The sequence below is a fragment of the Mycobacterium sp. E3339 genome (assembly GCF_001666915.1).
In the GTDB taxonomy this organism is placed as follows: domain Bacteria; phylum Actinomycetota; class Actinomycetes; order Mycobacteriales; family Mycobacteriaceae; genus Mycobacterium.
This window is the reverse complement of record NZ_LZIZ01000174.1, coordinates 22,521-43,063: the sequence shown is the minus strand read 5'-3', so window position 1 is coordinate 43,063 and position 20,543 is coordinate 22,521. Positions and strand designations below refer to the sequence as shown.

21 protein-coding genes and 1 tRNA gene are annotated in these 20,543 nt (G+C 69.2%); 11 read left to right on the top strand and 11 right to left on the bottom strand.

Features of this window, described 5'->3' with window-relative positions; genetic code table 11:
• Window positions 1-24: 24 nt before the first annotated feature.
• The 4 genes from A5702_RS15805 to ponA2 form a co-directional block, all read right to left on the bottom strand.
• Window positions 25-98: transfer RNA gene (locus A5702_RS15805), tRNA-Pro, on the bottom strand.
• A 61-nt stretch (window positions 99-159) separates the two neighbouring features.
• Complete coding sequence (locus A5702_RS15800; RefSeq protein ID WP_068221818.1) at window positions 160-1,275, bottom strand: PLP-dependent cysteine synthase family protein; 1,116 nt, start codon at window positions 1,273-1,275, stop codon at window positions 160-162.
• Window positions 1,272-2,231, bottom strand: a complete 960-nt coding sequence (locus A5702_RS15795; RefSeq protein ID WP_068221816.1) for a metallophosphoesterase — start codon at window positions 2,229-2,231, stop codon at window positions 1,272-1,274. The genes A5702_RS15800 and A5702_RS15795 overlap by 4 nt, the downstream gene beginning before the upstream one ends.
• 72 nt (window positions 2,232-2,303) lie before the next feature.
• Complete coding sequence (ponA2, locus tag A5702_RS15790; RefSeq protein WP_068221814.1) at window positions 2,304-4,733, bottom strand: transglycosylase/D,D-transpeptidase PonA2; 2,430 nt, start codon at window positions 4,731-4,733, stop codon at window positions 2,304-2,306.
• Window positions 4,734-5,096: 363 nt separating this feature from the next.
• Between ponA2 and A5702_RS15785 the strand changes: the two genes are divergently transcribed.
• On the top strand, window positions 5,097-5,447 hold the full coding sequence (locus tag A5702_RS15785; protein WP_055404068.1) for a WhiB family transcriptional regulator: 351 nt from the start codon (window positions 5,097-5,099) through the stop codon (window positions 5,445-5,447).
• 17 nt (window positions 5,448-5,464) lie between these two features.
• Here A5702_RS15785 and A5702_RS15780 read toward each other — a convergent pair whose 3' ends face one another.
• Window positions 5,465-6,631, bottom strand: a complete 1,167-nt coding sequence (locus A5702_RS15780; RefSeq protein ID WP_068221811.1) for an ArsA family ATPase — start codon at window positions 6,629-6,631, stop codon at window positions 5,465-5,467.
• Entirely contained in the window at window positions 6,628-7,650 is a 1,023-nt protein-coding gene (locus tag A5702_RS15775; RefSeq protein ID WP_068221809.1) for an ArsA family ATPase, read from the bottom strand. The genes A5702_RS15780 and A5702_RS15775 overlap by 4 nt, the downstream gene beginning before the upstream one ends.
• A gap of 70 nt (window positions 7,651-7,720) precedes the next feature.
• On the opposite strand from A5702_RS15775, the gene A5702_RS26410 reads away from it, so the two are divergent.
• From A5702_RS26410 to A5702_RS15765, 3 genes are read left to right on the top strand one after another with little or no spacing between them, the layout of a single operon-like run.
• The gene (locus A5702_RS26410) at window positions 7,721-7,882 is read left to right on the top strand and encodes a DUF4177 domain-containing protein (RefSeq protein ID WP_007166633.1); all 162 of its coding nucleotides are present in this window, start codon (window positions 7,721-7,723) and stop codon (window positions 7,880-7,882) included.
• Entirely contained in the window at window positions 7,883-8,347 is a 465-nt protein-coding gene (locus A5702_RS15770; RefSeq protein ID WP_055404065.1) for a RidA family protein, read from the top strand.
• Window positions 8,344-9,138 (top strand): MBL fold metallo-hydrolase, encoded by a 795-nt coding sequence (locus tag A5702_RS15765; protein ID WP_055404064.1) that lies wholly within the window; start codon window positions 8,344-8,346, stop codon window positions 9,136-9,138. Before A5702_RS15770 ends, A5702_RS15765 begins: the two co-directional genes overlap by 4 nt.
• Window positions 9,139-9,193: 55 nt before the next feature.
• Here A5702_RS15765 and crp read toward each other — a convergent pair whose 3' ends face one another.
• Complete coding sequence (crp, locus tag A5702_RS15760) at window positions 9,194-9,868, bottom strand: cAMP-activated global transcriptional regulator CRP (RefSeq protein ID WP_007166630.1); 675 nt, start codon at window positions 9,866-9,868, stop codon at window positions 9,194-9,196.
• Between the two features lie 97 nt (window positions 9,869-9,965).
• Window positions 9,966-10,346: a hypothetical protein gene (locus A5702_RS15755; RefSeq protein ID WP_067818684.1), complete on the bottom strand. Its 381-nt coding sequence runs from the start codon at window positions 10,344-10,346 to the stop codon at window positions 9,966-9,968.
• Between the two features lie 188 nt (window positions 10,347-10,534).
• Between A5702_RS15755 and nth the strand changes: the two genes are divergently transcribed.
• The 4 genes from nth to marP are packed head-to-tail and all read left to right on the top strand — an operon-like array spanning window position 10,535 to window position 13,931.
• The gene (gene nth, locus A5702_RS15750; RefSeq protein ID WP_068221807.1) at window positions 10,535-11,215 is read left to right on the top strand and encodes an endonuclease III; all 681 of its coding nucleotides are present in this window, start codon (window positions 10,535-10,537) and stop codon (window positions 11,213-11,215) included.
• Between the two features lie 9 nt (window positions 11,216-11,224).
• Window positions 11,225-11,872: a TlpA disulfide reductase family protein gene (locus A5702_RS15745; protein WP_068221805.1), complete on the top strand. Its 648-nt coding sequence runs from the start codon at window positions 11,225-11,227 to the stop codon at window positions 11,870-11,872.
• Window positions 11,873-11,901: 29 nt separating this feature from the next.
• Entirely contained in the window at window positions 11,902-12,726 is an 825-nt protein-coding gene (locus tag A5702_RS15740; RefSeq protein WP_156349619.1) for a CoA pyrophosphatase, read from the top strand.
• 11 nt (window positions 12,727-12,737) lie between these two features.
• A complete protein-coding gene (marP, locus tag A5702_RS15735; protein WP_156349618.1) occupies window positions 12,738-13,931 on the top strand; it encodes an acid resistance serine protease MarP in 1,194 nt (397 codons plus the stop codon).
• Here the strand turns inward: marP and A5702_RS15730 are convergent.
• Complete coding sequence (locus A5702_RS15730) at window positions 13,924-14,877, bottom strand: alpha/beta fold hydrolase (protein ID WP_068221803.1); 954 nt, start codon at window positions 14,875-14,877, stop codon at window positions 13,924-13,926. The two genes, marP and A5702_RS15730, sit on opposite strands and share 8 nt — an antisense overlap.
• Window positions 14,878-15,405: a phage holin family protein gene (locus A5702_RS15725; RefSeq protein ID WP_055404057.1), complete on the bottom strand. Its 528-nt coding sequence runs from the start codon at window positions 15,403-15,405 to the stop codon at window positions 14,878-14,880.
• Between the two features lie 175 nt (window positions 15,406-15,580).
• On the opposite strand from A5702_RS15725, the gene A5702_RS15720 reads away from it, so the two are divergent.
• A complete protein-coding gene (locus A5702_RS15720; RefSeq protein ID WP_055404056.1) occupies window positions 15,581-16,279 on the top strand; it encodes a hypothetical protein in 699 nt (232 codons plus the stop codon).
• Window positions 16,280-16,284: 5 nt separating this feature from the next.
• Here the strand turns inward: A5702_RS15720 and acs are convergent, their stop codons facing one another.
• Window positions 16,285-18,234, bottom strand: a complete 1,950-nt coding sequence (gene acs / locus A5702_RS15715) for an acetate--CoA ligase (protein WP_067818693.1) — start codon at window positions 18,232-18,234, stop codon at window positions 16,285-16,287.
• 115 nt (window positions 18,235-18,349) lie between these two features.
• On the opposite strand from acs, the gene A5702_RS15710 reads away from it, so the two are divergent.
• Together A5702_RS15710 and A5702_RS15705 are read left to right on the top strand one after the other, a co-directional pair.
• Window positions 18,350-18,880, top strand: coding sequence for a DUF4232 domain-containing protein (locus tag A5702_RS15710; protein ID WP_369808543.1), 531 nt, complete (start codon window positions 18,350-18,352; stop codon window positions 18,878-18,880).
• A 39-nt stretch (window positions 18,881-18,919) separates the two neighbouring features.
• Entirely contained in the window at window positions 18,920-20,542 is a 1,623-nt protein-coding gene (locus A5702_RS15705; protein WP_068221801.1) for an ABC transporter substrate-binding protein, read from the top strand.
• The last annotated feature ends 1 nt before the right edge of the window (window position 20,543 follow it).

The following is a 20,543-nucleotide window of genomic DNA, read 5'->3' as shown; positions in this document are numbered from 1 at the left end:
TCCTGCCAGCTAACACAAACTGAGTCGGGGTGGCGGGATTTGAACCCACGGCCTCTTCGTCCCGAACGAAGCGCGCTACCAAGCTGCGCCACACCCCGCTTGAAGCTCCGACAGCCTATCGCACCGGCCCAGCGGCTGGCCAAATCGCGGTGTGGCGGGTCACTTCCACACGCAGGAGCGCTCGAACTCCACCAGCGCCTCGGCGGGTCCGCCCGGATCGAGCCCCTGCGCGCTGACCCAGTCGTCGTCGAAGTAGGTGTCGTGGTAGCGGTCGCCGCTGTCGGCGAGCAGCGTGACCACCGAGCCGCTGCGCCCCTCGGCGACCATCTCGGCCAGCAGGCCGAAGGCGCCCCACAGGTTGGTGCCCGTCGAGGGCCCAACCCGGCGGCCCAGCACGGCGCTGACGTGGCGGGCGGCCGCGATGGACGCGGCGTCGGGCACGGCCACCATGCGGTCGACCACGCCGGGCAGAAACGACGGCTCCACCCGCGGCCGGCCGATGCCCTCGATGCGCGACGAGGTGGGCATCACGACGTCATCGCGGTCGTCGGCGTAGGCGGGGAAGAACGCGGAGTTCTCCGGGTCGACGACGCACAACCGGGTCGGGTGGCGCCGGTAGCGGATGTAGCGGCCGATCGTCGCGCTGGTGCCGCCGGTGCCCGCGCCGACGACGATCCACTCCGGAACCGGGTGGGCCTCCTCGCCCATCTGCTCGAAGATCGACTCGGCGATGTTGTTGTTGCCCCGCCAGTCGGTGGCGCGTTCGGCGTTGGTGAACTGGTCCAGGTAATGCCCGCCGGTGTCGTGGGCGACGCGCTCCGCCTCGGCGTACACCTCGGCCGAGTTCTGCACGAAATGGCAACGGCCGCCCTGGGATTCGATTAGCGCGATCTTGGACGAGCTGGTGGACGCCGGCATCACGGCGACGAACGGCAGGCCGAGCAGCGCGGCGAAGTAGGCCTCCGACACCGCCGTGGAACCCGAGGAGGCCTCGACCACCGTGGTGCCCTCGTGGATCCAGCCGTTGCACAGCGCGTACAGGAACAGCGAGCGCGCGAGCCGGTGCTTGAGGCTGCCGGTGATGTGGGTGGTCTCGTCCTTGAGGTACAGCGCGACCTGAGCACCCGGGCCGTGTCCGGCCCAGGCCTCCGGCAGGGGATAGCGCAGCAGGTGCGTGTCCGCGCTGCGGCGGGCGTCGGCCTGGATGAGCCGGACCGCGTTGTCCGTCCAGCTGCGGGAATGGCTGCGGACCGCGATCCGGGCCCGCTGCGTCAACGCACCGAAGCTGTTGGCTGCGAACGGCTCAGGTCGCTGGCCGAGTCGCGACCGCCCATCGGGGTGGCGATCAGCGTCAGCAGGGTGGCCTCGGGCCGGCAGCAGAACCGTACCGGCGCGAACGGCGAGGTGCCGATCCCAGCGGACACGTGCAGCGCCGTGTTCGCGCCCCAGCGGGACGGTCCCTTGGCGCGCGACCGGTCCAGCCCGCAGTTGGTCACCAGGGCCCCGTAGAGCGGCAGGCAGACCTGCCCGCCGTGGGTGTGTCCGGCCATCACCAGCTGGTAGCCGTCCGCGGCGAAGCGGTCCAGCACCCGCGGCTCCGGCGAGTGGGTCAGCCCCAGGCGCAGGTTCGCGGCCGGGCTGGCCGGGCCCGCGATGGTCTCGTAGCGGTCCCGGTCGATGTGCGGGTCGTCGACGCCGGCGGCGGCGACGTGCAGGCCGGCCACCTCGAACTCACGCCGCGTGTGGGTGAGGTCGAGCCAGCCGCGCTCGGTGAACGCCGCCCGCAGGTCCTGCCACGGCAGCGGTTCACCGCGGACCCGGTGTGACGGGTTGGTCACATAGTTCAGCGGGTTCTTCAGGCGCGGCCCGAAGTAGTCATTGCTGCCGAATACGAAGACACCCGGTCGCGACAGCAGGTCACCGAGGGCCTGCACCACCGCGGGCACGGCCTTGGGGTGCGCCAGGTTGTCACCGGTGTTGACCACCAGGTCGGGCTCCCAGTTGGCCAGCTCGCGCAGCCAGGCCTGCTTGCGGCGCTGGTTGGGCGTCATGTGCAGATCGCTGAGATGCAGCACCCGCAGCGGCGTGGAGCCCGGCGTCAGGACGGGCATGGTGATCTCGCGCAGGACGAAGGCGTTGCGCTCGACGACGGCGGCATAACCGATGCCGGCGGCGGCCGAACCGAGCGCTAGTGCACCGGTGCGTATCAGCGTGGGCAAAACGTCAGCCATGTTGGCAGCCTACTGCCGGTTGCGCGTTGGCAACGCATAGCTGGCGCCACGGCGTCATGGTCGGCGCGGCGATTACGGGGGCGGGGCGCCCGGCGGCGGGGGCGGCGGCGCCAGCAACGGAATGGTGATCGGCGGCAGGCCCGGAATCTCGACCACCTGCGACCCGACCGGCACCGGCGCGCCCTCCGGCGGCGGCGGCGGGGCCGGCGGGATGCCGTTGCTGACCTGAATGGTGATGATGGAGCCCGGGATCGTCGCGCCGCTCGGGGTGGTTCCGACCACCTCGCCCTGCTTGGCGCTGCTGTTGACGAAGTTGTTCTGGTCGGCGACCTGGAAGCCGGCCTCCTTGAGGCGGGCACGCGCCGCGTCGATATCCAGGCCCGCGACGCTGGGCACCCGCGACCCGGGCGACCCGTCCACGTAGCGGGGATCGGTGGGCGGCAGCGCCACCGGCCCGAAGTTGTTGGCGATCGGCTTCATCGCGGTGAACCAGGTGCGGGCCGGCTCGTTACCGCCGTACAGGTCGCCCTCGCCGCAATGGCGCAGGGGCGCCGAGCACAGGTCCGTCGGCGAGGTCGAGTCGTCGTAGATGTAGTTGGCCGCGGCGTAGTGATTGGTGAAGCCCACGAAGCCGGAGGAACGGTGCGCCTCGGTGGTGCCAGTCTTGCCGGACATCGGCAGCGTCCAGCCCGCGGCGCCGGCCGAGCCGGCGGCGGTGCCGCCGCCCACCGCGTCCTTGCTCATCGCGTTGGCCAGGGTGTTCGCCAGCCCCTCGGGCACCACCTGGTCACAGGTCTCGGTGGTCACGGCGACCTCGTTGCCGTGCCGGTCGATCAGCTTGTCGATCGGGTTCGGCGGGCACCAGGTGCCGCCGGAGGCCAGCGTGGCCGCGACGTTGGACAGTTCGAGCGCGTTGACCTCGATGGGGCCCAGGGTGAACGAGCCGATGTTCTGCCGTTTGACGAAGTCGGCCAGGCTCTCGTTGCTGTCCGGGTTGTAGTCGCGGGCGGTGCCCGGGTCGGCGTAGGACCGCAGCCCCAGCTTGATCGCCATGTCCACCGTGCGGGTCACCCCGACCTGCTGGATCAGCTTGGCGAACGCGGTGTTGGGCGAGGTGGCCAGCGCCTCGGTCACGTTCATCGACCCGCGGTAGTTGCCGGCGTTGACCACGCACCAGGTGTCCTTGGGGCAGCCCTTGGCGCCGCCGCTGCCCATGCCCTTGGCCTGGAACCGGCTCGGCACCTCGAGCGTGGCGTTGGTGCCCATCCCCATGTCCAGGGCGGCGGCCGTGGTGAAGATCTTGAATACCGAGCCCGCGCCGTCGCCGACCAACGAGAACGGTTGCGGGCGCATGGTTTCGCCCGCGTCGAGGTTCAGCCCGTAGGTGCGGTTGCTCGCCATCGCCATCACCTTGTGCGACGTCTTGCCGGGCTGGATCACGCTCATCACGCTGGAGATGCCCGGCAGCGTGGGGCTGGCGAACTGGTCGATGGCCGCCTTGACGGGGACCTGCACGTCCGGGTCCAGCGTGGTGCGGATGAGGTAGCCGCCGCGGGCCACCTGTTCTTTACTGATTCCGGCGCGGGACAAATACTCCTGGACGTAGTCGCAGAAGAACGCGCGGTCGCCGGCCGCGATGCAGCCACGCGGCAACTCGTTGGGCTGCGGCAGCACGCCCAGCGGCGTGGCCTTGGCGGCGCGCAGCGCGTCGGCCTCCTGCGGGATGTTCTCGATCATGGTGTCCAGCACCAGGTTTCGCCGCGCCAGCGCACCCTCGGGGTTGGTGTAGGGGTTGAGCGCGCTGGTCGACTGCACCATGCCGGCCAGCAGGGCGGCCTGCTGCCAGTTGAGGTCCGAGGCGTTGATGCCGAAGTACGTCTGCGCCGCGTCCTGCACACCGAACGAGCCGTTGCCGAACGACACCAGGTTCAGGTAGCGGGTCAGGATCTCGGGCTTGGTGAACGTCTTGTCCAGCGTGAGCGCCATCCGGATCTCGCGCAGCTTGCGCGCCGGGGTGGTCTCCACGGCGGCGCGCTTTTCGGCGTCGGTCTTCGCCGTCACCAGCAACTGATAGTTCTTGATGTACTGCTGCTCGATCGTCGACCCGCCGCGGGTGTCGACGTCGCCGCGCGCGTAGCCGGCCAACCCGGTCAGCGTGCCCTTCCAGTCCACCCCGGCGTGCTCGGCGAACCGCTTGTCCTCGATGGACACGATCGCCAGCTTCATCGTGTTGGCGATCTTGTCGCTGGGCACCTCGAAGCGGCGCTGGGAGTACAGCCAGGCGATGGTGTTGCCCTTCGCGTCGACCATCGTCGACACCGCGGGCACCTCGCCTTCGAGGAGTTGGGCCGATCCGTTGGCGACGACTTCGGAGGCCCGGTTGGACATCAGGCCCAATCCGCCCGCGAACGGAAACATCAGGGCGGTGGCGACGACGCCGGCCAGCAAGCAGTACCCCGCAAGCTTGAGAATCGTGAGGGCGGCCCGGGGGCGGTCTGACATGGCTATTACAGTAGCGGCCCCCAGTCACGTCGCCACGCCGCGCGTTCACCCACTTTTTGCCCCCGGCATTGACCAGCGCTTTACCGCCGCGGGCGGGATAAAATTTGCGCAGGCGTCAGTAGAAAGCGTGCGAGCTGACGTGTCCAAGATCACTTCTTCGCGTACCGTTCTGGGACGAGACGGGACGCCCGTCCCAAAAAAAGCGTTATCGGACTGTTGCGCAATTGGCAGCTGACCACCTAACTTAGACACACGGTGAGATTCAGGTAACACCGATGTACACAGTGTGGCGTAGATCGCAGGTGAGGATCTGCACCCGAGGAGGGCGGTCGCGAGGGCGGCCGGTAGGGAAGGGAACAGTTCGTGTCAGGAACACGGCCTGCGGCGCGTAGAACAAACATTGCGGCCGCACAAGGGGTACTCCGCAGCGTTGATGCCGAAGAACGGATCGCCTGGGTCTCCAAAGCACTGTGTCGAACCACCGACCCGGACGAGCTATTCGTTCGCGGGGCCGCGCAGCGCAAAGCCGCCGTCATTTGCCGGCACTGCCCGGTGATGCAGGAATGCGGAGCGGACGCACTGGACAACAAGGTCGAGTTCGGCGTCTGGGGCGGCATGACCGAGCGTCAGCGCCGCGCCCTGCTCAAGCAGCACCCCGAGGTGGTGTCCTGGGCGGACTTCTTCGACAAGAGGCGGGCCCGCAGCGTCGGCTGACGCCGCGATCGGGCCCCCTAGCGTAGGGGCCCCTGGGTGGCTGCGCGGGCGTCGCCGACGGTCGAGGTGATCTGGTCGGCAAGCGCGCGCAACGCCTCGAGATCCGAGACGTCGAACGGCAGCGAGGGCACCCCGATGACCGGGACGTGCGGATTGGCTCCGGTGAACCGCGACAGCAACCTGATTTCCCGTTTGGCGGTCTGCGCGCGGTCGGCGTGAATCCTCAGCACGGCGGCGGCCAGCGACGCCGCCTCGGAGTCCGTTTCGGCCTCCAGCGTTTCGGTCCCGTCGATCGCCCGCTCGGCCGGCAACGAGCACAACGTCGGGTGGGTGCGGTTCAAGATCAGCCCGGCCAGCGGCATGCCCTCCTGCGACAGCCGGTCGACGAAGAACGAGGCCTCGCGCAGTGCGTCGGGCTCGGCCGCCGACACCACGACGAACTGCGTGCCGCGCCTCTTCAGCAGCGCGTAGGTGCGATCCGCCTTCTCCCGGAAACCGCCGAACGTGGCGTCCAGTGATTGCACGAACGCGGCCGCGTCGCTCAACATCTGCGAGCCGAGCACGGTGGACATCGCCTTCATCGCCAAACCCATTGCGCCGGTGACCAATCGGCCGATGCCCCGGCCGGGCGCGAGCAGCAGCCGCCACAACCGGCTGTCCATGAAGCTGCCGAGGCGCTTGGGCGCGTCCAGGAAGTCAAGCGCGTTGCGCGACGGCGGGGTGTCCACCACCACCAGGTCCCACCGGTCCTCGGCCAGCAGCTGACCGAGTTTCTCCATCGCCATGTACTCCTGCGTGCCGGCGAGCGAGCTGGCGACCGTCTGATAGAACTGGTTGTCCAGAATCGCTTGCGCGCGACCGGGTCCGGAGTACTGGACCACCATCTCGTCGAACGTGCGGCGCATGTCGAGCATCATCGCGTGCAGTTCACCGGGAACCTCCGGCGCCAGGGGCACCGATTGCGGGGTGTTGCCAAGGTCGTTGACCCCCAGCGCCTGTGCGAGCCGCTTGGCCGGGTCGATCGTCAGCACGCACACGTTGCGGCCGTATTCGGCCGCGCGCAGCGCCATCGCGGCGGCGGTGGTGGTCTTGCCCACGCCGCCCGCCCCGCAGCACACCACGACCCGGTTGGTCGTGTCGGCCAGGATCGCCGCCAGATCAAGCCTATTCGGCGTTGTACTCATCGAACTCCCTGCTGCGCAAGCGATTCCGACAGCTCATAAAGGCTGCCCAGGTCCACGCCGTCGGAGATCGCGGGCAACTCGAGCCGCGGCACCTTCAACGCGTCGAGCTGTTGGGCGATCTCGGCGCGCGCGGCGATGACCGTCGCGTGCTCGATGGTTTCGGTCAGCAGCCCGGCGAACTCGGCGTCGTTCAGCTTGATCCCCGCCATCTCCAGGCCCGCCCGCACCGAGTCCGCGTCGACGTCACCCTCGGCGGCCTTCGCCAGGTCGGCCGGCTGCAGATGCGACGCGATGTTGCGGTTCACGATCACGCTGCCGATCGGCAGCTCCATCTCGGCGAGTTCCTCGATGGCCTCCAGCGTTTCCTGCACCGGCAACGCCTCCAGCAGGGTGACCAGGTGGATGGCGGTCTGCTCGGAGTGCAGCAGCTTCACCACGCCCTCGCTCTGCGAGTGCACCGGCCCGCCCTTGGCCAGATCCGACACCGCCTTGGTGACGTCCAGGAAGCGGGCGATCCGCCCCGTCGGGGGAGCGTCGACGACGACCGCGTCGTACACCGGGTTCTTGGCCCCTTTGTTCAGGCGCACCACCGACTCCTTGATCTTGCCGGTGAGCAGCACGTCGCGCAGGCCGGGCGCGATCGTCGTCGCGAACTCGATGGCCCCGATGCGGCGCATCGCCCGCCCGGCGATGCCCAGGTTGTAGAACATGTCCAGGTATTCCAGGAACGCGGCCTCGATGTCGATCGCCAGGGCGTTGACCTGTCCGCCGCGTTCGGCGGTCGCGATCTTGACCTCCTGGTAGGGCAGCGGCGGGACGTCGAAGAGTTGCGCAATGCCTTGGCGCCCTTCGACTTCCACGAGGAGGACCTTGCGGCCCCCGGCTGCCAGGGTCAGCGCCAGCGCGGCCGCTATCGTCGACTTGCCCGTACCGCCTTTGCCGGTGACGAAATGCAGCCGGGCCTTCGACAGCCGGGCCGGCCAGCCGACCGCGCTACCGCCGCTCGATGTGTTTGCCACCTTCGCATGCTAGCCCGACCGATCCCCGGGCAGGCCGGAGCCGTTCAGCTGCGACCGATAAGCTCGCGCCATGAGCCAACCCACCGCATGGGAATACGTCACGGTCCCGCTGCTGACGCACGCCACCAAACAAATCCTCGACCAGTGGGGCGCCGACGGTTGGGAATTGGTCTCGGTACTGCCCGGACCGACCGGCGAGCAACACGTCGCGTATCTGAAGCGCCCGAAGTAGATGAGCGCCTCGGCCCGGCTCGCGGAACTCGGCGTCGCGCTGCCCGAGGTCGTGGCCCCGCTGGCCGCCTACGTGCCCGCGGTGCGCACGGGCGATTTGGTCTATACGGCGGGTCAGCTGCCGATGCAGGCGGGACAGCTCGCGGGGACCGGCAAGGTCGGTGCCCAGGTCAGCCCGGAAGAGGGTAAGGCGCTGGCGCGCGTCTGCGCGCTCAACGCCCTGGCCGCCGTGGATGCGCTGGTCGGCATCGACGCGGTGACCCGCGTGGTCAAGGTCGTCGGCTTCGTCGCGTCGGCCCCGGGTTTCAACGGCCAGCCCGGCGTCATCAACGGGGCTTCCGAGCTGCTGGCCGACGTGTTCGGCGAGCGGGGCGCGCACGCCCGGTCGGCGGTCGGGGTGTCCGAGCTGCCGTTGGACGCGCCGGTGGAGGTCGAACTGATCGTGGAGGTCGGCTCACGACCGTGACCGAGGCGCAAGAGTCGTTGAGCCATCCCGCATACGGCAGGCTGCGGGCGGTCACCGACACTGCCTCGGTGCTGTTGGCCGACAACCCCGGATTGCTGACGCTCGAGGGGACCAACACCTGGGTGCTGCGCGGCCAGGGCAGCGACGAATTGGTCGTGGTGGATCCCGGGCCGGACGACGACGAACACATCGCGCGGGTCGCGGGGTTGGGCCGCATCACGCTGGTGCTGATCAGTCACCGGCACGGCGATCACACCGACGGCATCGACAAGCTCGTCGAGCGGACCGGCGCGACTGTGCGGTCGGCGGGCAGCGGATTCTTGCGTGGCCTCGGCGGTCACCTGACCGACGGTGAGGTGATCGACGCGGCCGGCCTCAAGATCAAGGTGATGGCGACGCCGGGCCACACCGCCGACTCGCTGTCGTTTCTCATCGACGACGCGGTGCTCACCGCCGACAGCGTCCTGGGCCGCGGCACCGCGGTCATAGATTCCGAAGACGGCAGCCTGGCCGACTACCTGGAATCGTTGCGCCGGCTGCGCGGACTGGGCCCGCGCACGGTGCTGCCCGGCCACGGGCCGGACCTGGCCAACCTGGAGGCCGTCGCGTCGGGCTACCTGATGCACCGGCACGAGCGCCTGGAGCAGGTGCGCGCGGCGTTGCGCGACATCGGCGACGACGCCACCGCCCGCCAGGTCGTCGAACACGTGTATGTGGACGTCGACGAGAAACTCTGGGACGCGGCCGAATGGTCGGTTCAGGCGCAGCTGGACTATTTGCGGCGAGGCTGAAAATTCGCAGGATGAAGTGCGAGTAGCCGCCCGCGGAATTACCGGCTCGGCGCAATTAGCGCGCTCGCCTCGCCAGCCTTTCGGAGTCCGAAATCAGCACACTCTTGCCCTCCAGGCGGATCCAGCCGCGGTGGGCGAAGTCGGCCAGCGCCTTGTTCACCGTCTCGCGGGAGGCGCCCACCAGCTGGGCGATCTCCTCCTGGGTCAGGTCGTGGGTCACCCGCATCGCGCCACCCTCCTGGGTGCCGAACCGCTGGGCGAGCTGCAGCAGCTGTTTGGCGACCCGGCCGGGCACGTCGGTGAAGATGAGGTCGGCCAGGTTGTTGTTGGTGCGGCGCAGGCGTCGGGCCAGCACCCGCAGCAGCTGCTCGGCGATCTCGGGACGGTCGGCGATCCACGCCCGCAGCGCGTCGCGGTCCATCGACACCGCGCGCACCTCGGTGATGGTGGTCGCGCTGGAGGTCCGCGGGCCGGGGTCGAAGATGGACAATTCGCCGAACATGTCCGACGGGCCCATGATCGTCAGCAGGTTCTCCCGACCGTCGGGCGAGCGACGGCCGATCTTCACCTTCCCCGAGACGATGATGTACAGCCGATCGCCCGGCTCCCCCTCGGCGAACACCGTGTGCCCACGGGGGAAGTCGACGGGTTGCAGTTGCTTGGTCAGCGCGGCGACGGCGCTGGGCTCAACCCCTTGGAAGATTCCTGCCCTTGCCAGGATCTCGTCCACGTTGCCTCTTCAGGTTTTAATGACGGTGATACGTGCAGGTTAATCCCGTGCTCGCGTGATGAGTCTAGCGGTCGGACATTTTGTCCAACGTGCAACGCTACACACGATTGACGTATCGAGGGGCCTTAAACTGCGGATTGATGCGCGTCTGCGCGTGTATTCGCGTCGGCAATGTCAGCTCGCCGCGGTCGACGAAGCTGGCGGCGAACGACGGCGCCGCGTGACGCGGCCCGGCGGTCAGCCCGCCCAGCGCCGCCGCCGCGAGTTCCCGGTCCTCGCGCCGGTGCAGGTATTCCACCGCCTCCGGCATGCCCTCGCGGGCCAGGGTGCGCACGTCCATGAACTCCACGTGCTCGAAGAGCTCGGCGACCGCGATCATCGTGACGTCTGCGCGGGCGAGCCCCCGTTCGAGGCGCCCCAAGCCGAGCGCCGCCAGCATCAGCAGCCCGGGAACGCAGGCCACCAGCAACCATGACACAAGGAGAGTAAACAGGGCCTTCAATCAACACGAGGTCTCGGCGAGATCACGAAATCAGTACTCTGTCGTAGGTGACAGCGGCAAAGTCGTCCGGGCGCTCGAAGTCCACCCCCGCCCCGGCGGGCGGCGACGCCGCGCGGCGCTTCTCCGAGGAGACCCGAGTAGGCCTGGTGCGACGGGCCCGCCGCATGAATAGGGCTCTGGCGCAGGCATTTCCGGACGCGCACTGCGAGCTGGACTTCACCACGCCGCTGGAGCTGACGGTCGCCACCATCCTTTCCGCGCAGAGCACCGACAAACGGGTGAACCTCACGACGCCGGCGTTGTTCAAGCGCTATCCCTCGGCGCTGGACTACGCGCAAGCCGACCGCGACGAACTGGAAACCCTGATCCGCCCCACGGGGTTCTTCCGGAACAAGGCGACCTCACTGATCGGCCTCGGGCAGGCGTTGGTCGAGCGGTTCGACGGCGAGGTGCCCGCCACGATGGAAGAACTGGTCACGCTGCCCGGCGTGGGCCGCAAGACCGCCAACGTCATCCTGGGCAACGCCTTTGGCGTCCCCGGCATCACGGTCGACACCCATTTCGCGCGGCTGCTGCACCGGTGGCGCTGGACCACCGACAAAGATCCGGTCAAGATCGAGCGCGCGGCCGGCGAGTTGATCGAACGCAACGAGTGGACCATGCTCAGCCACCGCGTGATCTTCCACGGCCGCCGGGTATGCCACGCGCGCAAACCGGCCTGCGGTGTCTGCGTGGTGGCCAAGGATTGCCCGTCGTTCGGCCTCGGCCCCACCGAGCCGCTGCTGGCCGCGCCGTTGGTGCGGGGCCCGGAGACCGAGCACCTGCTGGCCCTGGCCGGCCTGTAGAGCACGGCCTTGACGCGTTCCACGCGCTGGACGATCGCGATCCTCGCGGTGGTGGCGGCGCTGACCGCGGCCCTGGTGGCCCAGCTTCGCGACCAGTCCGCGCCGACGACGACCCCCGGCACCGCGCAGGGCACGCCCGACCGCGAGCACCGCGACGCCGACACGGCGGCCGCGCTGGCCGGTCCGCGGCAGCGGGCCAATCTGGTGCCGTGTCCGGGCGCCGGCGACGGTCCCGGGCCCCCGGCGCTGCGCGGGGTCACCGCCGAATGCGCCGCGGACGGTTCGGTTGTCGACGTCGCCCGCGCGCTGGCCGGGCGCCGGGTCGTGCTCAACCTGTGGGCGTATTGGTGCGCGCCGTGCGCGGCCGAGCTGCGCGCGATGGCCGAGTATCAACGGCGAGCCGGGTCGGACGTGATGGTGGTGACCGTGCATCAGGACGAGAACGAGACGGCGGCGTTGCTGCGGCTGGCCGAGTTGGGCGTTCGGTTGCCGACCCTGCAGGACGGTCGCCGTCGGGTCGCGGCGGCGCTCGGCGTGGCAAACGTGATGCCCGCGACCGTGGTTCTGCGGTCGGACGGTAGCGTTGCCCAGATGCTGCCGCGGGCCTTCGCCAGTGCCGACGAGATCGCCGCCGCGGTCGGAAATGACAAGGGATAAGCCTGAAATTGGACCGACTGGAGCGCCGGGTGAGTGTCGGGGGCGAGCCCCCGCATGCGGCGGGCAAGCCCCCGTCCCGCGCGCGCGGGACGATGCCGCTGACGCCCGACGCCTCCCCGCGGTGGCTGCGTCCCCTGGTCGATAACGTCGAGCGGATGCCGGACGCGTACCGGCGCCGGCTGCCGGCCGACGTGCTCGCGATGATCACCGGCAAGGCCGCGTCGTCGTTGTCGGCGATGAGCGGCCGGGGTCGCGAAGCCGCCGTCCTGGTGCTGTTTTCGGGTCCCGCGTCCGCGCCGGCCGACGGCGGCGTCCCCGACGACGCCGACCTGCTGCTCACGGTGCGGGCGTCGACGCTGCGCCACCACGCCGGGCAGGCGGCGTTTCCCGGCGGCGCCTCCGATCCGGGCGATGACGGCCCGGTGTCCACCGCCCTGCGCGAAGCGGAGGAAGAAACCGGGATCGACGTCTCCCGGTTGCGGCCCTTGGTCACGATGGAACGGACGTTCATCGCGCCGTCGCGGTTTCACGTCGTGCCGGTGCTGGCCTACTCGCCCGATCCCGGGCCGGTGGCCGTCGTCAACGAGGCCGAAACCGCGATCGTCGCGCGAGTTCCGGTGCGCGCCTTCATCAACCCGGCCAATCGGCTGATGGTGTACCGGGGCGACCTCGGGCGCCGGTGGGCCGGACCGGCGTTTCTGCTGAACGAGATGCTGGTTTGGGGATTCACTGGCCAGGTGATCTGTGCGATGCTCGACGTCGCCGGCTGGGCCCAGCCCTGGGACACCACCGACGTCCGCGAATTGGACGCGGCGATGGCGCTGGTCGGCGACCAGGGTGAGGCCCCCGGATGAACCTGAACTCGATGAGCCCGTCGCAATGGCTTGACGTGGCCGTGCTGGCGGTCGCGTTCATCGCGGCCGTGTCGGGTTGGCGTTCCGGCGCGGTCGGCTCGCTGTTCTCGTTCGTCGGGGTGTTGTTGGGCGCGATCGCGGGTGTGCTGCTGGCGCCCCACCTGGTCGCCCACATCGCCGCGCCCCGGGCCAAGCTGTTCGCCGCCCTGTTCCTGATCCTTGCCCTGGTCGTCATCGGCGAGGTCGCCGGAGTGGTGTTGGGCCGGGCGGTTCGGGGCGCGATCCGCAGCCGCACCATCCGGACGGTCGACTCGTTCATCGGGGTGGGGGTCCAGCTGGTGGTGGTGTTGACCGCGGCCTGGTTGCTGGCGACGCCGCTGACCCAGTCGAAGGACCAGCCGGAGCTGGCCGCCGCGGTCCGCGGCTCGCGGGTGCTGGCCAAGGTCAACGAGGTCGCCCCGCCCTGGCTGAAGACGGTGCCCAAGCGGCTGTCGGCGCTGCTGAACACCTCCGGCCTGCCCGCGGTGCTGGAGCCGTTCAGCCGCACTCCGGTCATTCCCGTCGCCTCTCCCGACCCCGCGCTGGCCACCAACCCGGTGGTGCAGGCCACCGCGCCCAGCGTCGTCAAGGTGCGCAGCCTGGCGCCGAGTTGCCAGAAAGTGTTGGAGGGCAGCGGATTTGTGGTCGCCCCGGACCGGGTGATGACCAACGCGCACGTGGTGGCCGGGTCCAACAGCGTGCAGATCTACGCCAGCGGCAGCCCGCTCGACGCCACGGTCGTCTCCTATGACCCGTCGGTCGACATCGCCATCCTCGCCGTCCCCAACCTGCCGCCGCAGCCGCTGGCGTTCGCCCAGTCCGATGCGAAGACGGGAACCAGCGTGGTGGTGCTGGGCTATCCGGGCGGCGGAAACTTCACCGCCACCCCGGCCCGCATCCGCGAGGTCATCAAGCTCAGCGGCCCGGACATCTACCGGGACCCCGCACCCGTCACCCGTGACGTCTACACCATCAGAGCCAATGTGGAGCAAGGCAATTCGGGCGGACCGCTGATCGACCTGAACGGTCAGGTGCTCGGCGTGGTGTTCGGGGCGGCCGTCGACGACCCGGACACCGGCTTCGTGCTGACGGCCGACGAGGTGGCCGGCCAGCTCGCCAAGCTCGGTGATACCCAGCAGGTCACCACCGGCGCCTGCGTCAGTTGACCACCGAGTCGAGGAATCGCAGCAAATGCCTGTTGATTTCCTCGGGCGCCTCTTCGTGGCTGAAATGCCCTGCGCCCGAAACGGATACATAACGCCCCTGCGGGGCGTAACGCTGTGTCCGGTCGACCGGGTCGGCCAGCACGTAGGGATCGGCGTCGCCGCGCAGGTGCAGCAGCGGCACGCTGAGTTGCTGGCACATCGATTTCATGAAGCGCCGGCCTTCGTCGCGCAGCTGGCTGCGCACGGCCCAGCGCTGATATTCCAGCGCGCAGTGCGCCGCCGACGGGATCTGGATCGCCGTCCGCAGATAACCGATTGCCTCGGAAAAGTCTTCGGATGCAAGCCATTTGGCGCAGCTGCGGCTGCGGACCAGGCGTTCGATCTCGGCGCCGTTGTCGCGGGTCAGTAGGCGCTCGGGCCAGATCGGCATCTGGTAGCGCAACAGTGTGGACAGCAGGGCGTAGCCCTGGTCGCGCCGGGTCAGGGTGGACCGGCGCAGCGCCGCCGGGTGCGGCGAGCTGATCAGCGCGATGGCCGACACCAACCGCGCGTGCAGCAACGCGGTGGCCCAGCAGGCCAGCCCGCCGTCGGCGTGCCCGACCAGCGTCGCCGACGAGTGCCCCAGCGCGCGAATCAGGCCGGCGGTGTCGCCGGCCAGTGTCCAGCCGTCGTAGCCGCGGGGTGGCTTATCGCTGCCGCCGTAGCCGCGCAGGTCGACCGCGACCACCCGCGCCCCGGTCAAGCCCCGCAACTGATGGCGCCACGACCACCAGAACGAACCGAAACCGTGCAGCAGCATCACCAGCGGACGGGCCGTGGGCGGTGCGGTCGCGTCACCGCCCGCGGGCAGGGCCTCGACGACATGGAACCGGATCCCGTTGGCGTGCACGTCCAAATGGCGCCATGGCCCGTCGATGCGGGTTACCGACGGATCCGGCGGGGCCATCTACCAACCCGATGGATCGGTTTCGGGCTTCTCGTGCCTGCCGCGCTCGGTGAGCTGCTTGGCCGCGTCCGGCGTCTTGTCGTGGCCCGGCGTGAGCGCGGTGCGGGTCTCCTTGACCGATTCGATGGTCTCCCGCGGCCCCCGGATCCGGCGCACCTTCAGGAAGCCCAGCAGGGCCAGCAGCGCACCGACCACCACCTGAACACCGAAGACGATCAGGAACGCCACCCAGCGCCACAGCCAGGTGTCGAGCAGCTCGGCGACGAAGAAGAAGAAAAAGAACGTGGAGTAGAACAGCACCACCAGCGCGGCGATGAAGTACACGCTGCCGGTCAGGCCCTTTTTGACGTCCCGGGTGATCTCGGCCCGGGCCAGCTCGACCTCGGCGCGTACCAGCGTGGAGACCTGCGTGGTCGCGTCCTTGATCAGGTCACCGATCGACGGCTCGGCGGGCCGGGCGTGCGGGTCGGTCAGGGGAATCGTGGTCAGCGTGCTGGGCACACCGTTCTTGCCATCGGCTTTGCTCACAGACGGTCCCCTCTTTCGTCATCGCCCGGCGGGCTGTCCTCGCGGTTCATGTTGCCATGCGCCGACATGGCAGACGAGGCCAGCCGACGGCCACGCTCGGCACGGCGGGCGAGACGCCCGGCCGACTAGACTGGCCAAGCCGGTCCGGGTCCGGCCTGTCGATGGGAGTGGTGCTGTGCAGACGGCGCACCGGTACTTCGTGGCGGCGACGGTGGCGGTGCTCTTGGTCCTGGTGGGCTGCCCCGCGCGCGCCGCGGCCGCCGACGTCAGGATCCCGATGGGCGGCGGCGCCGGCATCGTCATCAACGGGGACACGATGTGCACCCTGACCACCATCGGGGGCGATGCCGCCGGTGATCTGATCGGCTTCACCTCGGCGCATTGCGGCGGGCCGGGCGCGCAGGTGGCCGCCGAGGGCGCCGAAAACGCCGGCATCCTGGGCACCATGGTCGCCGGCAACGACAACCTCGACTACGCGGTGATCAAGTTCGATCCCGCCAAGGTGACGCCGACCGCCAACTACAACGGCTTCGCGATCAACGGGCTCGGCCCGGACCCGGCCTTCGGCGAGATCGCGTGCAAACAGGGCCGCACCACCGGCAACTCGTGCGGCGTCACCTGGGGCCCCGGCCAAGAACCGGGCACCATCGTCATGCAGGTCTGCGGCCAGCCGGGCGACTCGGGAGCGCCGGTGACCGTGAACAACATGCTGGTCGGGATGATCCACGGGGCGTTCAGCGACAACCTGCCGACCTGCATCATCAAGTACATCCCGCTGCACACGCCGGCCGTAGTCCAGTCGTTCAACACGATCCTGGGCGACGTCAACGCCAAGCACCGGCCCGGCGCGGGGTTCACGCCCCTACCGGGCTGAGTCGGCTACTTCGAGGCCTGGATCGCGTCGAACACCCCGGGGTCGAGCAGCGTCGACGTGTCTCCGAGCTCGCGGTTTTCGGCGACGTCCCGCAGCAGCCGGCGCATGATCTTGCCGCTGCGGGTCTTGGGCAGCTCGGGCACCACGTGGATCTCCCGCGGCTTGGCGATGGGCGAGATCTCCTTGGCCACCTCGGCCCGCAGCTCGTCGACGATCCCGTCGTGCACTTCGTACTCGGCGCACAGGACGACGAACGCGCAGACGGCCTGGCCCGTGGTCTCGTCGGTCTTGGCGACCACCGCGGCCTCGGCCACGCCGTGGTGGCCGACGAGCGCCGACTCCAGTTCGGCGCTGGAGAGCCGGTGCCCGGACACGTTCATCACGTCGTCGATGCGGCCCACCACCCAGATGGCGCCGTCGCGGTCGTAATAGGCGCTATCCCCGGCGAAGTACCAGCCCTGCTCGGCGAACCGGGACCAGTAGGTCTCGACGTAGCGTTCCGGATCGCCCCAGATGCCGCGCAGCATCGACGGCCACGGCTGGTCCAAGACCAGGTAGCCGGTGATGTGTTCGCCGTGGTGGACGGTGGGCGTCAGGTGTTCGCCGTGGTCGTCGACGATGCTCGCGGAGATGCCCGGCAGCGCCCTCATCGCCGAACCCGGTTTGGCCGCAGCGACTCCGGGCAGGGGGGAGATCATCGCGGCGCCCGTCTCGGTCTGCCACCAGGTGTCCACGATCGGGAGGCGCTCGGCGCCGATCACCTTGTGATACCAGCGCCACGCCTCGGGGTTGATCGGCTCGCCCACCGTGCCCAGCAGTCGCAGGCTGGACAGGTCGTGCGCGTCGGGGATCTCGCGCCCCCACTTCATGAACGTGCGGATCAGCGTGGGCGCCGTGTAATAGATTGTGACGCCGTACTTTTCGATGATCTCGAAATGCCGGTGCTGGGTCGGCGAGTCGGGCGTGCCCTCATAGAGGACCTCGGTGACCCCGTTGGACAGCGGGCCGTAGACGCCGTAGGTGTGCCCGGTGACCCAGCCGATATCGGCGGTGCACCAGAAGACGTCGCGATCGGGCTTGATGTCGAAGATGTAGTAGTGCGTGTACGACGACTGCGTCAGATAGCCGCCGCTGGTGTGCACGATGCCCTTGGGCTTGCCGGTGGTCCCGGAGGTGTACAGCAGGAACAGCGGCTGCTCGGCGTCGAACGGCTCCGGCGTGTGTTCGGGCGACGCGGCGTCGACGACGTCGTGCCACCACAGGTCACGGTCGCCGTTCCAGGACACGTCGATTCCGGTGCGCCGCACCACCAGAAGGTGCTCGACCGGGCTGTCCGCGTCCGAGACCGCCTCGTCGGCCGCGTCCTTGAGCGGGGCCGGCTTGCCGCGGCGAAACTGACCGTCGCTGGTGATCAGCAGCTTGGCCTGGGCATCGGCGATCCTGGCCCGCAGCGCCTTCGCGGTGAAGCCGGCGAACACGACGCTGTGCATGATGCCCAGCCGGGCGCAGGCCAGCATCGCGATCACCGCTTCGGGGATCAACGGCATGTAGATGGCGGCCCGGTCACCGGCGACCAGTCCGAGGCCGGTGAGCGCGTTGGCCGCCTTGCAGACCTCGGCCTGTAGGTCGGCATAGGTCAGGCTGCGGCTGTCGCCGGGCTCACCCTCCCAGTGGATGGCGACGCGATCCCCGTGGCCCGCCTCCACGTGCCGGTCGACGCAGTTGTAGGCGACGTTGAGCTTGCCGTCGGCGAACCACTTGGCGAACGGGGCGTCCGACCAGTCGAGCACCTCGGTGAACGGGGTCGACCACGACAGCCGATTGGCCTGCTTGCCCCAGAACGCCAGCCGGTCCTCGTCGGCCTCGCGGTACAAGTCCTCGCCCGCGTTGGCCTGCTCGGCGAACTCCGCCGGCGGGGGATACGACGACGGGCCTACGGCGTCGGTGGCGGTCACTGGCTTCCTCCTGGTGTCGAGGCTCGTCGATCGTCAGAGAGCCTAGCCCCACAAGGTGAAAAGCGGAGCTTGAAATCGAGGTCGAAGCCGGCCCCGGTGGCGGATAATCACCGATGTGCCGGATCACGGGCGACTACTTCGCAGCTTTGTCGCGGCCGCAACGGGTTACGCGGCCAGCGCCGCGCTGGGGCCGGCCGCGTGGGCCATGCCGACCGACAACGCGGACGCCCCGACCCCGTGCTGGTCGGACCAGATCGCCGTCACGGCCTCGCCGACTCAGGCGGCGGTGGGCCACCGCGCGGCCACGCTGGTGTTCAGCCTGGCCGGCGGCGCGGAACCCTGCACCCTGACCGGATACCCCGGCGTCGACTCCGGGTCCGGAGGACCGCTCGTTCACGCCCAGCCCACGCTGCGCGGCTACATGGGCGGCCTGCCGGGCGGCAACGAGGTGCCACCTACCGTCGTCCTGTCCCTATCCACCCAGGCGCAGGCCGTGGTGGAGGGGCTTGCCGTCGACGCGAACGGCAGCCCGTGCCCCACCTACACCGACCTGTTGGTCAATCCGCCGGACACCACCGTGGTCCTGACCGTGCCGGCCACCATCGACGCCTGCGCGCTGCAGGTGCACCCCGTCACTCCCGTCTGAGGACCGTCAGTCGGTGTTCAGGCCCTAGGGTCGGGTGTTATGCGTCGGGCCCCGCACGCCTTGCCGGCCTTCGTCGCCGCCGGCTTCCTGGCGGTCGCGTCGCTCACTGCGTGCGGTGGCGGGGCGCTCAGTCCCGAACTGGTGGTGGTCAACGGTGGCGAGCCGCCGAACCCGCTGATTCCCACGGGCACCAACGACAGCCTCGGTGGCCGAATCCTGGACCGACTTTTCGCCGGTTTGGTGTCGTATGACGCCGCCGGCAAACCGTCTCCGGAGGTGGCGCAGTCGATCGAGACAACCGACAACATCAACTACCGCATCGCGCTCAAGCCCGGCTGGAAGTTCACCGACGGCTCGCCGGTGACGGCCCATTCGTTCGTCGACGCGTGGAACTACGGCGCGCTGAGCGCCAATGCCCAACTGCAACAAAGCTTTTTCAGCCCGATCGTCGGGTACGACGACGTCGCCGGGCCCGGTGGGGGCGGGAAGACCACCATGTCCGGGCTGCGCGTCGTCAGCGATCTCGAGTTCGATGTGCGGCTCAAGGCGCCGACCGTCGACTTCACGTTGCGGCTGGGACACAACGCGTTCTACCCGTTACCCGACATGGCGTTTCGGGACATGGCGGCATTCGGCCGCCACCCGGTGGGCAACGGCCCCTACGAGTTGGCGGACGGCCCCGACGGGCCCGCCTGGGAACACAACGTCAAGATCGACCTGAAACCCAACCCCGACTATCACGGCAATCGCGTGCCCCACAACAAGGGCCTGAGGTTCGAGTTCTACGCCAACCTGGACACCGCCTACGCCGACCTGCTGTCGGGCAATCTCGATGTGCTGGACACGATTCCGTCCAGTGCGCTGACCATCTTCAAGCGTGACCTCGGCGGCAACGCCGCCAGCGGGCCCGTCGCGGTCAGCCAGTCGCTGGACACGCCGTTGCGGCTGCCGCACTTCGGCGGCGAGGAAGGCCGGCTGCGCCGATTGGCGTTGTCGGCCGCCGTCAACCGGCCGCAAATCTGTCAGCAGATCTTCAACGCCACCCGCAGCCCGGCCCGCGACTTCACCGCCAGCTCGCTGCCCGGGTTCGACCCGAACATCCCGGGCAACGACGCGCTGGATTTCAACCCCGAACGGGCCCGCCAACTTTGGGCGCAGGCCAATGCGATTTCGCCATGGAGCGGGCGGTACTCGATCGCTTACAACGCCGACAGCGGCCATCAAGAGTGGGTGGACGCCGTGGCCAACAGCATCAAGAACGTCCTGGGCATCGACGCCGTCGGCGCGCCGCACCCGACGTTTGCGGGCTTCCGCACCCAGATCACCAACCGCAGCATCGACACCGCGTTCCGCGCGGGCTGGATCGGCGACTACCCGTCGATGATCGAGTTCCTGGCCCCGCTGTACGCGACCGGAGCGGGATCCAACGACGTCGGATACTCCAGCCCGGAATTCGACGCCGGGCTGGCCGCCGCCGAGGCGGCACCGGACCTGCATCAGGCGGACGTGCTCGTCAACCTCGCCCAACGAATCCTGTTGCGCGACATGCCCGCCGTGCCGCTGTGGTACTACATCGCGGTGGTCGGATGGTCGCCGCAGGTCAGCGGCGTCAAGCTGACCTGGAACGGCATGCCCGACTACGAGAACATCGTCAAGGCCTGAG

Bases quoted from the DNA above. Each gene is read 5' to 3' on its own strand.
- A5702_RS15795 (WP_068221816.1), bottom strand. From the start codon at position 2,231: ATGGCTGACGTTTTGCCCACGCTGATACGCACCGGTGCACTAGCGCTC.
- ponA2 (WP_068221814.1), bottom strand. From the start codon at position 4,733: ATGTCAGACCGCCCCCGGGCCGCCCTCACGATTCTCAAGCTTGCGGGG.
- A5702_RS15780 (WP_068221811.1), bottom strand. From the start codon at position 6,631: ATGAGTACAACGCCGAATAGGCTTGATCTGGCGGCGATCCTGGCCGAC.
- A5702_RS26410 (WP_007166633.1), top strand. From the start codon at position 7,721: ATGAGCCAACCCACCGCATGGGAATACGTCACGGTCCCGCTGCTGACG.
- A5702_RS15770 (WP_055404065.1), top strand. From the start codon at position 7,883: ATGAGCGCCTCGGCCCGGCTCGCGGAACTCGGCGTCGCGCTGCCCGAG.
- nth (WP_068221807.1), top strand. From the start codon at position 10,535: ATGAATAGGGCTCTGGCGCAGGCATTTCCGGACGCGCACTGCGAGCTG.
- marP (WP_156349618.1), top strand. From the start codon at position 12,738: ATGAGCCCGTCGCAATGGCTTGACGTGGCCGTGCTGGCGGTCGCGTTC.
- A5702_RS15730 (WP_068221803.1), bottom strand. From the start codon at position 14,877: ATGGCCCCGCCGGATCCGTCGGTAACCCGCATCGACGGGCCATGGCGC.
- A5702_RS15705 (WP_068221801.1), top strand. From the start codon at position 18,920: ATGCGTCGGGCCCCGCACGCCTTGCCGGCCTTCGTCGCCGCCGGCTTC.